This window comes from Methylophaga thalassica (genome assembly GCF_030159795.1).
Lineage (GTDB): Bacteria > Pseudomonadota > Gammaproteobacteria > Nitrosococcales > Methylophagaceae > Methylophaga > Methylophaga thalassica.
The window spans coordinates 107,322-120,752 of the sequence record NZ_BSND01000004.1 but is presented as its reverse complement, the minus strand read 5'-3'; the positions used below and the strand labels follow the sequence as shown (position 1 = coordinate 120,752).

General features: G+C 44.0%; 12 protein-coding genes. 8 read left to right on the top strand and 4 right to left on the bottom strand.

Features of this window, described 5'->3' with window-relative positions:
• Positions 1–11: 11 nt before the first annotated feature.
• From QQL60_RS05480 to QQL60_RS05450, 7 genes are all read left to right on the top strand, one after another.
• A complete protein-coding gene (locus tag QQL60_RS05480; RefSeq protein WP_284722678.1) occupies positions 12–1,934 on the top strand; it encodes a phytase in 1,923 nt (640 codons plus the stop codon).
• Positions 1,935–1,944: 10 nt separating this feature from the next.
• The gene (tolQ, locus tag QQL60_RS05475; protein ID WP_007145101.1) at positions 1,945–2,646 is read left to right on the top strand and encodes a protein TolQ; all 702 of its coding nucleotides are present in this window, start codon (positions 1,945–1,947) and stop codon (positions 2,644–2,646) included.
• A gap of 7 nt (positions 2,647–2,653) precedes the next feature.
• Positions 2,654–3,103, top strand: coding sequence for a protein TolR (gene tolR / locus QQL60_RS05470; protein WP_284722677.1), 450 nt, complete (start codon positions 2,654–2,656; stop codon positions 3,101–3,103).
• Entirely contained in the window at positions 3,096–3,923 is an 828-nt protein-coding gene (locus tag QQL60_RS05465; protein WP_284722676.1) for a TonB family protein, read from the top strand. Before tolR ends, QQL60_RS05465 begins: the two co-directional genes overlap by 8 nt.
• Before the next feature lie 16 nt (positions 3,924–3,939).
• Complete coding sequence (locus QQL60_RS05460) at positions 3,940–5,916, top strand: PhoX family protein (RefSeq protein WP_284722675.1); 1,977 nt, start codon at positions 3,940–3,942, stop codon at positions 5,914–5,916.
• 207 nt (positions 5,917–6,123) lie between these two features.
• Positions 6,124–7,170 carry an NAD(P)-dependent alcohol dehydrogenase gene (locus QQL60_RS05455; protein WP_284722674.1) on the top strand — a complete coding sequence of 349 codons (1,047 nt, stop codon included), beginning with the start codon at positions 6,124–6,126 and terminating at the stop codon, positions 7,168–7,170.
• 55 nt (positions 7,171–7,225) lie between these two features.
• The gene (locus QQL60_RS05450) at positions 7,226–8,110 is read left to right on the top strand and encodes an AraC family transcriptional regulator (RefSeq protein WP_284722673.1); all 885 of its coding nucleotides are present in this window, start codon (positions 7,226–7,228) and stop codon (positions 8,108–8,110) included.
• Positions 8,111–8,410: 300 nt separating this feature from the next.
• Here the strand turns inward: QQL60_RS05450 and QQL60_RS05445 are convergent, their stop codons facing one another.
• The 3 genes from QQL60_RS05445 to QQL60_RS05435 all read right to left on the bottom strand — a co-directional run bounded on the left by QQL60_RS05445 (position 8,411) and on the right by QQL60_RS05435 (position 12,515).
• On the bottom strand, positions 8,411–9,598 hold the full coding sequence (locus QQL60_RS05445; RefSeq protein ID WP_284722672.1) for a YbfB/YjiJ family MFS transporter: 1,188 nt from the start codon (positions 9,596–9,598) through the stop codon (positions 8,411–8,413).
• A 136-nt stretch (positions 9,599–9,734) separates the two neighbouring features.
• Positions 9,735–10,241 (bottom strand): SRPBCC family protein, encoded by a 507-nt coding sequence (locus QQL60_RS05440; protein ID WP_284722671.1) that lies wholly within the window; start codon positions 10,239–10,241, stop codon positions 9,735–9,737.
• A 90-nt stretch (positions 10,242–10,331) separates the two neighbouring features.
• Entirely contained in the window at positions 10,332–12,515 is a 2,184-nt protein-coding gene (locus tag QQL60_RS05435) for a CHASE domain-containing protein (RefSeq protein WP_284722670.1), read from the bottom strand.
• A 90-nt stretch (positions 12,516–12,605) separates the two neighbouring features.
• Between QQL60_RS05435 and QQL60_RS05430 the strand changes: the two genes are divergently transcribed.
• Entirely contained in the window at positions 12,606–13,211 is a 606-nt protein-coding gene (locus QQL60_RS05430) for a response regulator transcription factor (RefSeq protein ID WP_284722669.1), read from the top strand.
• A gap of 31 nt (positions 13,212–13,242) precedes the next feature.
• On the opposite strand, the gene QQL60_RS05425 is transcribed toward QQL60_RS05430, so the two are convergent.
• Entirely contained in the window at positions 13,243–13,431 is a 189-nt protein-coding gene (locus QQL60_RS05425; protein ID WP_273180360.1) for a hypothetical protein, read from the bottom strand.

Genomic DNA, 13,431 nt, shown 5'->3' with positions numbered 1-13,431 from the left:
TAGAATATAAAATGAAAAATTTAACATTAAAACCGAAATTATTAGCATCATTAATGATGATGTCTTTACCCCTTTCTGTGATTGCAGATGACACGCTGAAAGCCATCAATGCAGAAGGTAATTCACATATTGAGTCAGCACAGCTAGTTAGTAAAACCGGTATTCCCAAGGCTGACCGTCTGGTGTCTTACAAACACAATGGTATTGCGCTTGAAAACAATCAAGGCAAAACACTGAGTTTATTAAAAGGTCACTTTGGCAGCATAGATCATCGACAGTTGAAGCAAGGATTGCTGTTGGCAACCGTAGATCTGGATCGCCAACAAGCCATGCTGACTGTTCTGAATGACGGCTCTGAAAAGTGGACAGCAACCACCTATCTGCCTAAACCCGCCTTTAAAATCGAAGGGGTTTGTCTGTATCAGGATGAAGCACAAAATGGGTTCTTGTTTCTGGTTGGTGAACAGGGACAAGGAGAGCAATGGTTGGTAGCTGATGCTACCTCCCCCATTGCTCTCCCTCAATTAATTCGCCATCTGAGCACACCACCTGATAGTGAATACTGCCAGGTAGATGACGCTCAGTCACGACTGTATATCAATGAAGAAAAGGTAGGCATCTGGGCTTATGATGCCCATCCAGAAGCAGAATTGAGCCGTTTCCCAATTGCGATGACCCACCCTTTTGGACAGCTTACAAAAAGCGCTGTTGGCATGGCAATTGTACCCGGTGGCTTGTTAGTTCTCGATGCAAAAGCCAACGTGTTACACACTTATATTGATAACAAAGGAAGCTGGCAACATCAGTCCGAATTTGCTCTGCACAATGTGCTAGAGCCTGAGGGTATCAGTGCAAGAGTGGAAGGTGAGCAGTTAGAGATTGCTATCAAACACGATGCTGGAATTGCTTTTTATACCTTACCATGGACGCATACATCGCTGACATCGCCCCCGCCTATCCCGCTGGTTAAACCAGCAATACAAACCGATGCTGTACCAAGCTTAGGCGATGCGGCTGATGATCCAGCTATCTGGGTCAACAAAGCCAACCCGGAACAAAGTCTGGTATTAGGTACGGATAAACAAGGCGGTTTAGTTGTTTATGATTTAAAAGGCAAAACCCAGCAATTTTTGCCTGTTGGACGACTGAATAATGTCGATGTCCGTCATGGTTTTCATTTCAATGGTAAACAGATTGATTTAGCGGTTGCCAGCAATCGTGATCATAACTCACTGCATGTGTTTGCCATCGATCCAGCAAGTCGTCTTGTCACTGAAATGGGTGAAGTTAGCACCACGGCACAGGATATTTATGGCCTGTGTATGTATAAAAATAAACAAGGTGATATCTACACCATTGTGAATGATAAAGACGGCCGCTTTTTCCAATATCAGATGCAGGACAAACAAGGCAAGATTGCCGGTGAACTGGTCCGTGAATTTAAAGTTGCCACGCAACCTGAAGGCTGTGTGGCCGATGATAAACATGATCGTTTATTTATTGGTGAAGAAAACAGAGCAGTCTGGACACTTGATGCCCGTGCCGATCAATCTACGGTGATGACTCAGGTCATGCCTGTCGGTGAACATCTGAAAGACGATATCGAAGGGATCAGTTTGTATCAGAACGACAAACAGGATTATCTAGTGATATCCAGTCAGGGCAATGATAGCTATGTTGTGCTTGATGCTCTGCCACCCTTCACTTATCGCGGTGTATTTCGTATTGGCTTTAATACAGCATCCGGCATTGATGGTGTTTCAGAAACAGATGGTCTGGATGTCAGTAGCGTCAATTTTGGCCAACCATGGCAGCAAGGCATGTTAGTTGTTCAGGATGGACGCAATCGCATGCCATTGGAAAATCAAAACTTCAAATATGTGCCCTGGTCAGAGATTGCTGATCAACTCGGCCTGTCTAAACTGAGCAAATAAGGAGTCAATCATGGAAACTGCAATGCATGAAATGACTATTTGGGGTCTGGTCAGTGATGCCAGCGTTTTAGTGAAAATTGTGATGCTGATTTTAGTACTGGCATCGATGGTAAGCTGGTATCTGATCCTGTGGCGTTCAAATGTATTAAGTCGTCTGGAGAAACAAAATAAGCTGTTTCAGCAGCAATTCAGACAAACGGCGGATATGACGTCATTACCTGAAGCAACAACAAAAGCGACTTTACACAAAGCGATTCCAGCCATATTTCAGGCTGGCTGGCAGGAGTATGAGAAATATCAGCATATCGCCACTATGCCGCAGGATGAAAAGGTAGAAAATGTAGAACGTGCCATGCTGGTGAATATTGGCGAGCAGGAAGCCGAACTTGAAAAAGGTCTTTCTTACCTGGCTACCATTGGTTCAGTCAGCCCCTACATCGGCTTGTTCGGTACGGTCTGGGGCATTATGAACTCGTTTATTGGCCTGTCCCAGGTTGAACAAGCGACATTAAACACCGTGGCCCCGGGTATTGCTGAAGCCCTGATTGCCACCGCTATCGGCTTATTTGCAGCGATCCCGGCAGTGGTTGCTTATAACCAGCTGAGTAAACGCGCCGGGGCTATCAGTACGCTTTATTATCATTTTGGTAATGAGTTCATCACCCGATTACAGCGAGTGATGCACAGAGCACCATTGGCAAAGGCTGCGTGAGGTCGTCATGCTAAGAAAACCGGTTGCTAAACATGCCTTGAAGGCAGAAATGAATGTGGTGCCTTATATCGATGTGATGCTGGTGTTGTTAGTGATTTTTATGGTCACAGCTCCGCTACTGGTACAAGGCGTTAAACTTGAATTACCTAAGGTTGCAGCGGAAGCGTTACCCACTGATAGTCAGAAAACGATTCTGACTTTATCGGTGGTTGCTGATGGCAGTTATTACTGGAATGTGGGTTCAGAAGTCGATATTCAATCCCGCTCAGATCAAGCAGTCAGCTTGGATGACATGGTCGAAAAAATAGAGCAGATTAAACAGCAGAATGACAAGCTGCTATTTTTTATCCGTGGTGATAAAGCCACGGATTACGCTTCAGTTGTAAAAGCGATTGCCGCATTACAGCAAGTGGGTATCGATGATGTGGGCCTGATTACGGAGTCGCCCGATGCCTGAGTTAGCTATGCGTGATCCACTTTATCTAAGTAAACCGTTTACTGCCTCTGAGATAAACAAATCTGCATTAATTGAAGTAGGTTTGTTTCATATTGCCATTGCCGCATTATTATTTCACTCATGGACACCGGTGACTCAGCATGAACCGGTCGTTAAAACAGTGAATATCCGCATGGTCGAACTTCCTCAGCCGGTAAAAAAAGCCGTGTTCGAAGAGGTAAAGCCGGTGGTTATACCTGAACCTGTTATCGAGCCAAAAGTTAAACCTAAACAAAGTATTGTTGAAAATGAACTGGCCTTTAAACGCGTTGAAAACCCCATAGCCAAACCGATAGAAAAACCCGCACCAAAAACACCTGTAAAAAAGAAAATAGAAAAGCAAATAAAACCACTTAAAGACAAGCCGGTTCCGCCTGTCAGCCAACCGACAAAGCAAGAAAAACCTGCAGAAAAGTTGCCTGACAGCCCAGTACTGACAAGTAGTAATAAGCAAAATGTGCCACAAAAAACACAAAGTAATCCATCCGAGCTAGCAACTGAAACATTTTCTGTGGAACACTATAAACCGATTGAAAAACAGGTACCGGACTATCCCAGAACTGCTTTGCGTAAAGGTCTGGAAGGTGATTGCACTGTTCGATATACCGTAAACAAACAAGGCCGTGTAGAGTCTCCCGAGGTATTGGCTGACTGTCATCCGATGTTTGAACGGCCATCATTAGCTGCTGCCAAAACCTTTCGTTACGCGCCTCGTATGGTTAACGGAAAAGCGGTACCTGTACCGAATGTTCGTAACACCTTTGAATACCGTATTCATTAAAAGAAGATAACTCGCCATGACACAGCCGACACACTCAGATTTTCATCAACGCCTGGCATCTTATGATGATGAGATTATTAACAGCACCGAGCAAAAAAGCCTGGATAAAATGGTGTTATCACGCCGTGATGTTTTAAAAGGCAGTTTAAATGCCGCCGTTATAGGCTTTCTAGGACTGAACATGGGTAGTCGTTTTGCCTTTGCCGGTGAAAATGCCATCCCCCCTGCCCCTTATATTGGTTTTCAGCCTATTCAGCCACGTACCGATCCCTTATTTGATGAAGTGGTGGTCGCAGATGGCTATCAGGCAAAAGCCTTCTTCTCCTGGGGTGATCCGGTGGAAACAGGAGCAACAAAATGGAAAGCCGATGCCAGTAATACCTGGCAGGAACAGCTGAAACAGGCTGGTGATAACCATGATGGCATGCACTTTTTTGCCTTTCCCGACAACAATAATCGTGGCTTGATGGTGATCAATCATGAATACATTAATCCCACCATCCATACCGATGGATTGATTTATGATGGCAATGGCAAACGTTTGCCCGACGATGTCAAAAAAGAACAAGCGGCACACGGTGTCAGTGTCATTGAAGTGAATAAAGACAGTCACGGTGAATGGCAACGCGTTTACCCCTCACTCTATAACCGCCGTATCTCAACATTAACACCGATGCAGGCCAGCGGTCCCTTAGCCGGTCATGACCTATTCAAAACAGTCGCTGATCCTGATGGCAATGAAATTATCGGCACCTTGAATAATTGCTCGAATGGTTTCACTCCGTGGGGTACCTATCTGGCCTGTGAAGAAAATTGGCATAACTATTTCGTCAATCACGACAAAACAGATTACCAGTCTCGTGTCTCTCATCACCGTTATGGCATTTCTAATGACAAAAACGACAATTATTATGGCTGGAGCACGATTGATGCGCGTTTTGATGCAACACCGGATGCTTCACTGCCCCATCAGGGTTACGTCAACGAGCCTAATCGTTTTGGTTGGGTCGTCGAAATTGATCCTTTTGATCCGCAAAGCAAACCCATTAAACGCACAGCCTTTGGTCGTTTCTGCCGCGAGTGTGTAGCACCCTCACTGGCGGATAATGGTCAGTTGGCGTTTTACTCTGGTGACGATACTCGTGGTGAATATGTCTATAAATTTGTACCGTCTCAACGCTTTGATAAAACCCAGATGGACAATAATAAAGACATATTGGATCAAGGCACATTGTATGTGGGGCGTTTTAACGATGATGGCACGGGTCGTTGGTTACCATTGGTACATGGTAATGAAGGACTAACAGCAGAAAATGGTTTCCCCAGCCAGGCTGAAGTTTTAGTTAATGCTCGGGCTGCGGCTGATCTATTAGGTGCAACACCCATGGACCGTCCGGAATGGGCCACAGTGAATCCACACAATCTGGATGTCTATGTGTCACTGACCAACAACAATAAACGCGGCAAAGAATTTGCCGTTAATGCCGCCAACCCACGTCCTGATAATCGTCATGGTCAGATAATCAAAATCATGGAGGAGCAAGCCAATCCGGCAGCTACCTCATTCAACTGGTCATTATTCGTTATTGCAGGTGAGAAGCCAGACGCCACTGATGCTGAAGGTCACAAAGTAGCCGATCATTTAGTCGGTAATATTCAAGGAGATATTTTCTCCTCACCTGATGGTTTAGGCTTTGATCAGGATGGCCGTTTGTGGATTATGACTGACTATGATGACGACGATCCGTTCATGGCAAACATGGGCTGTAATCAGGTGTTATGTGCCAACCCGCAAACGCAGGAAATCAAACGCTTTTTAGTTGGACCGAGAGGCTGTGAACTGACCGGGATTACCTGGAGTCCTGATTACAAAGCGATGTGGGTTAATATCCAGCATCCAGGATTAAGCTACCCGGCTTCTGATGGTAAAACACGCCCACGCTCAACAACGGTGCTGATTACTAAAAATGATGGTGGTGTTATCGGCAGCTAAACGTCCATTTCTGGAACGTTGTGGATGTAACTGAGTCACTATAGATACACAGCTAAGTTATCCCCGTTTATTACGGGGATGACTGGAACGATAATATTTAATTACGTAGAAACACACATAAAGGCTGTAGTATTAGGCAAGTGGTTTCTTATCGTTCCGTCTATAGTATTCTCACCTCTAATTCTTTTATCCAAGGGAGTTACATCTATGAAAACTGTTGGTTATGCAGCCCATTCTTCCGATACCCCACTCGCCCCATTTCACTTTGAACGTAGAGAATTACGCGATAATGATGTAGCAATGGAAATTCTCTATTGTGGTGTGTGTCACTCCGATTTACACGTTGCCAGAAATGATTGGGGCGGTTCTTCATACCCGGTTGTGCCGGGTCATGAAATAGTTGGTCGTGTGACAGCCGTTGGCAGCAGTGTCAGCAAATATAACGTCGGTGATCATGTCGCTGTTGGCTGTATGGTCGATAGCTGTCAGGAATGTGATGAATGCCATAACGATCATGAACAATACTGCCGTAATGCCTTCACACTGACTTACGGCTCACCGGATCGTATCACCAGCGAGATGACTCAAGGTGGTTACGCCAAACACATCGTTGTTCGTGAAGAGTTTGTATTACGCTTGCCTGAAAATCTGGATCTGGCTAAAGCAGCGCCATTATTATGTGCCGGTATCACTACCTATTCACCTCTAAGAGAGTGGAATGTAGGCCCTGGTAGCCGTGTAGGTGTCGTTGGTATGGGCGGTTTAGGTCATATGGCCATCAAACTCGCTGTTGGTTTAGGTGCTGATGTGACAGTCATCAGTACATCACCCAAAAAAGAAGCCGATGCTCGGGAACTGGGTGCTCATAATTTCCTGGTATCAAAAGATGAAGACGCGATGGCGGCTGCCGCTTCCTGTTTTGATCTGATTATCGATACTGTGCCAGTAAATCATGATCTTAATCCCTACATCCCATTATTAGATAATGACGCCACTCTGGTCATGGTCGGTCAGATTGGTCCTATTGAAGGGCCAAACACAGCGCCGATGGTTTTTGGTCGCCGCCGTATTGCCGGCTCATTAATTGGTGGTATTAAAGAAACTCAGGAAATGTTGGATTTCTGTGGTCGAATGAACATTCTGCCGGAATGTGAAATGATCAAAATGGATGAAATTAATACCGCATTTGAGCGTATGGAACGTTCTGATGTGCGTTACCGTTTTGTCATCGATATGGCATCATTAACGGCTTAATCCTATACGGGCAGTCAGTTGCTGGCTGCCCTTTTCCTTGTTTAGATAAACCTTGATGAATACAAAACCGTTGGCTGAATTACTTAGCCGCTATGCCCCACACGATGGCCTGTTTGATTTACCTATCGCAGGCGTTCGTGTTTTTCGTGTATCTAAAATTGACGAAGTTGCTGTTCGCGGCAACAGCCAGCCCGGTATCTGCATTATTGCTCAGGGCGCTAAACGCGCCATTATCGGAAGTGATGTTTACGAGTATGACGATTCCAGCATGGCCGTTTATTCAACCGAAGTGCCGGTCTCAGCCAAGATTATTCAGGCCAGTGAAGATGAGCCTTATTTGTGTTTGATTATCAATATGGATCAGCAAAAGCTGGCCGAAACGGCACTAAAGGTATTTCCCTACGGTTTACCTAAAACCGCACACACCAAACCGATTTTTATTGGTCAGGCTAACCCGCATATTATCGAAGCGGCTACCCGTTTGATTAGTTTGTCTGCACAAACAGAAGAATCAACCTTGCTGGTTCCGCTAGTGATGGAAGAAATTTATATCCGTTTGTTACAAAGTCATATCGGCAAACTAGTGGTGCAGATTGCGACCACAGATTCCCATCTGCAAAAAGTCTCAGCTGCCATTTCCTGGTTGCAGGACAACTTCACTGAACCAATGAAAGTCGATGAACTGGCTGAGCGCGTCAATATGAGCATATCGTCATTCCATCATCACTTTAAGGCGATAACATCAATGAGCCCGTTACAGTTTCAGAAAGAGTTACGTCTGTATGAGGCAAAACATCTGATGCTGTCAAAAATGATGGATGTCAGCACTGCCTGTATGCACGTAGGTTATTCCAGCGTGTCACAATTTAGTCGGGAATACAGCCGCTTTTTTGGTCAGCCGCCCAGTAAAGATATTCAACTTCACTCGATGGCTGTCTGAAATAACACAAGCTATAGCTGTAGAGTAAAAAGGCGGAAAGCACTCACAAGTGGACGACATAAATTTAGAATAAAAAATTGAATGTACTTTTGTGAGTGCTCTCCATTGCGAGCGATTGAGTTTAGATAAAATTAACTTAACTCACAACATGTGATCCGCTGCTATTTTGAATTAATGCACAAAATAAATTTATCATGGCCCAATCTATCCACATTATTTATCACCCTATTTCTTAGCGACCAAAGACGTCGTTAGCAGACTATCGGGCCTGCTACTAAAATATTTCACGACGGTTTTTGATTAATCCAGGTTCACGGTGACAAATTTTTCACGCTTGACGGCAATAAGAAAAACCATTCCAGCCACCATAATCATCGCGGTCAACATCAAAGCAAGATTGTAATTACCATTATGGCTGGCCAGATAGCCCGCTGCGGCTGGAGCTATGATTTGGGCGATACCGTAACAAATTGTTAAACGCGCCATGGCTTTTGCCGGGTTTTTTGGAAACTTGTGACCGATAAAGGTCAGCATCAAACTTACAATGCCGGTGAAGGTACAACCAAAGATTGCGGCAGCAATCAGGTTGGCTAGTAATGAATCTGAAAGTACCGGGATCAGAATCGCCACCGTCTGTAGAACATAAGTGAGCAATAAGGTATTGATCTCCCCTGCTTTATTGGCGGCTTTATCCCACAAAAAACAGGCAGGTGCCGCTGCAAGTCCCAGCACCACCCAAATCCAGTCACCCTTACCGGCTAACTGCGGCATATTTTCAAGTATAGCGACGATAAAGGTGGCACTGACTACATAACCGACTCCAGCACAGGCATAAGCCAAGATAAGTTTTATCATCCAGCTGCGGGGTGGCTCAGCTAGCGTTTGCGAGGCTTTGTGTTGTGTTGAATGTGGTGGTGGTATCCATAACCAGGCAGGTATAAAAAATACGATGCCAAACAGTCCCATCAGGATCCATTGACTATCCCAGGCAAAAAAGTGGTTCATCAATACTACGGCTGTTCCCGGTATCGCTATACCGAGGCCAAGCCCCATAAAATGTAATCCAAGTTCTGGTTTTAACTGGTGATGCTTCAGCCAGCTCAATACAAAGCCTGAGGATAATATGACGCCAGCAGTTCCACTCACTCCAGCAATGAATCGTAATACAACCCAGCCATACAACTCGGTGGTCATGCCCATTGCGATGGTGGACAGCACGGCAACCAACAAACAACACTGGTAAAAACGAAACTTAAATGACAGGTTATTGGTGAATGACACCAATAACACCCCCATCAGATAACCAATATAATTGAAGGTGGCCAGCCAACCGCTATTGACCAGTGATAAATCTGTCTGCTTAAGCATCAATGGCAGAAATGGTGTGTAGGTAAAACGAGCGATGCCCACTGTCAAAATCACTGCGCAAATACCAGCCGTGATGACTTTTATTCGCTGAACTTGTATCACTGATGGTATCTGCGTCATGTACATTTCATTAAAATGAATAAACAGCGTGCATGGTATCACTTGCTGAGGTCATCATGACTAGCTAGAAAAAATAAAGACGCTGGGAGGCAATAGCTTCCCAGCGTCTTAAACAGATCAAAACGAACTTATGGAATTATTGAGCAAAATCTTTTTGTAATTGGTTTAAGCCACCTTCATAAACGCCTGTTATTGCGTCAATCGCGGCTTGATCATCAGCACCATTCGCATCAAACGATGAACTCCAGCGAACATTCGCTTTACCCTCACCTGCACTGCTAACAGTAATCGTCGACTCATAGTTTTTGACAGGAAGTGGTGAAGCCATAATGGCATAAGAATAGCTGGTATCAACATCTGAATAGGCAGTTAGTTTCTCAGTGATAGTTGCGCCATTTCCCAGACTTAATAGACGTTCTGCACCCGGCTGGTTATTTTGGCCGGTCTTGATTTCACTCATCACCACAACTGGATGCCAGACATCCAGACCATTAAAGTTACCTACCATTTTCCATACTGTGGCAGGATTAGCATTCACGGTAATCTGCTTATCAACCGATAAAGCACCTGCTGCAAGGCTGGATAAACTGGTCAACATGATTGCCGCAGTCAATGCGGTTTTTAAAACTGTGCGTGTAGTCATTCTCTCTTCCTTCTTATATTTTTGAGGAAGTATGATTATTTCAGCCAATACGATTTAACACTATTCTCCTGATGGACTAGTCCGATCGAACTAAGTAACGTTATTTCGTAACCACAGATATAAAGATTCAGGCTTAACAGGTTTGATAAGAACATCAAACATAGTGGCTTGCCTAATGGTTTGTTCCCGTTCCATAGAAGCTGTCACCATCAATGTGGGGATGGTTTGTTTGTAGAAATTGCTTATCAACCGGCTCAACTCAATCCCATTGTCTCCAGCTAAATAATAATCAGCCAAAATGACATCTGGCTTTAGAGGTGATGCCTGTAGATATTTCTGCAGAGTGGCTTTATCTGCAAAGCTCTGATACTCACAATCCCAGCTTTCCAGCAGCTGTTGCATACCATATCGAGTGTCAGCATCATCCTCAATTAACCAGATAGTGAGGTGCAACGGTTCAAATGACGCAGGTTGCATTACGCTGCTGTTCATAGCAACGGCATTGTCAGCATATGGCACATCAATGTAAAACAGGCTGCCTTTACCTGCTATTGAATCAAAAGCAAAATTCAAATTGAGGCTTTTCGCTGTTTTACTCACAATCGACAAACCCAGTCCTAAGCCTTTATCCACCATTTTACGGGCTTCTTCCTCCCTATAAAAAGCCTGATAAATATGCTGTTGTGCCTGCTGTTTGATGCCAATACCTGAGTCGAGCACACAAATACGGATAAATTGAATATGGCGTCGGCATCCAATAATGACGCGACCTTTGGCTGTATAACGAATCGCATTACTCAGCAGGTTTCGCAGCATGCGTTCAAGTAAGTTAGCGTCTGTTTTAATGACTGCTGAGCTATAGATATAGTGAAATTCAAGCCCTTTATCTTCTGCCAACACCTCAAATTCAACAAATAACTTATCTAACAGCTTGCTGACAGGAAAAACCTCAGTCTGGATAGTGAGTTTACCTGCATCCAACTGACTCAAGTCCAGCAAAGCACCAAACATACTATTCATATTATCAACAGCAGAATGGATTTTTCCTGACAGTACTTTTTGTTGTTCGCTGCTCTGACTTTGAGCTAATAACTCCGTTAGCAATCCGATGGTATGAAGCGGTTGTCTGAGATCATGGCTGGCAGCACGTAATAAGTTGGACTTGGCTTCATTAGCTTCGTCAGCCAATTGTTTTAACTGTTTCTGTATATCCAATTGCTGATGGGTGCCAGCAAGATGGCTGCTCATCTCTGTTAATTGCTGGGTTCTTAATAAAGCCAGAAAGAGATAAACAGACAGTAAACTAGTGATTAATGTGCCGGCAATCAGACCAACATAAGGAATAAGTGACTCTGAAGCCCGGTGTGAACTGACATCAGGAAAAACACTGATAAGCCATTGTTTATCAGCTACTTGCAATGGAAACGTCCAGTGCAAATCTTTACTTTTTCTTAACTGAGTGACACTGGATAATGTCGTATTTTTGTTATAAAGCAACTGTTGGCTGTTTGTACTACCATCGTATAAAGCCAAGCCCACATCATCATTATCAAACACATCGCCAAACAGCCCTTTAAAGTCATACAAGCCGACCACATAACCTAACAGGTTTTGCTCGTGGTCAAATAAGGGGTGAAATGCCTGAAAGCCATATAAGTGTTGTTGTTGATAAAAAATGGAAACACGATCGGTAATGGCTGTTTTGTGTGTATTGCTTGCTTTACTCATTACATGTTGACGGGTAGCCACTGCAGCTAAATTAAGGCCATATCGCAGATCAGTGCCTAAGGGAGGATAGACTGCCCGCACAGGAAAGTAGACGGTATGTTCATTAACGGGTTTCGGCATGCCATGTCCAGTAACCTCATAAACGTGATAATCACTTATTCCCTCGGCACGAACGTGTTCCTCAAAAACAGCTAGTGCTTGCTCAGTCACTTTAGGCACCCAGGCTAAACCACGGGTGCCGGCATGGTAATGTGTTTCGGTATCAAATATACGTTCTAGCTGAGCAGTACTGATGTCCCCCTTGGCTTGGTATAAATCAGCGACATTTCCCAGTGAGTCGAGTGAAATATCAATATTGGTTTGGATTTGTTCGATATGAGACCTTACATTTTTTTCTGTTTCCAGAAACAGTCGTTGTTGGGTGATTTTTTGCAGCTCTAGAAAACCGAGCAATGAAAATGACAGACCACATAGCATGACCACCACTGCCCAAATTGCAATAGTTCGGGCGCGTTTTGGTAAGAACCACTTTTGATGCGTATTCATGGCAATGTGATTAGGTCATATCAAGGAGACAACAAAATAAGGTCATGCGATACTTTGCCATAGAACAAAAAGGAATGATAAATAAACATCATGAAATTGCTGATTGCTGATGACCATGAGCTTTATCGTGACGCCTTAGTCATGCTGATAACGCAACATTTTTCCGAATATAGCTGTACTGAGGCGACAAGTTTTGATGAGTTGATTCAACGAATACAATCTGAACAAGACTGGTCAGCGTTCATTGTGGATTTACACATGCCCGGCCTGAATTTCGTTGAAGGTATTAAACAGATTAAGACACGTTTTCCAGACGTTCCCCTAATTGTCATTACCTCTTCAGATAATCCTGAAGACACTCAGAGCGCGATGGCTGCAGGTGCTTTAGGTTACATCCTTAAATCAATGAAAAATGAGGAAATTATCCAAGCTTTAACCTTGATATTAAACCATGGCATTTCGATTCACCCGGCCATCCCCAGTGAAGCCGTTTCAAACAACACCTTTGACTTTACACCTCGTCAGCAAGAAGTATTTGCCATGATGTCAAAAGGTGCTTCAAATAAACGTATTGCCTTGGATATGGGCTTAAGTGAAAGTACCGTTAAAATTCATGTCCGCGCTATTTTGAATACACTTCAAGTCTCAAACCGAACTGAAGCGGTATTGAAAGCTAAACAATATTTAGATACGTAAAAAAAGCCCCACATCCAGTGGGGCTCTTATTTCAGCTGTCGTCATGCATTAAATGATGCCGGTGAGACTCAAGTTCTGCTTTATACCTGGGATGAAAAACCCGGTAATACGTTATCCCTATCGCAATCGCTAATAAAACGCTCATACAGGTTGCCAACCAGTCTGAAGCAGTCATTGCAGCAATATCCATTGCAAAAAATTCACCAATAAACCATTTCAT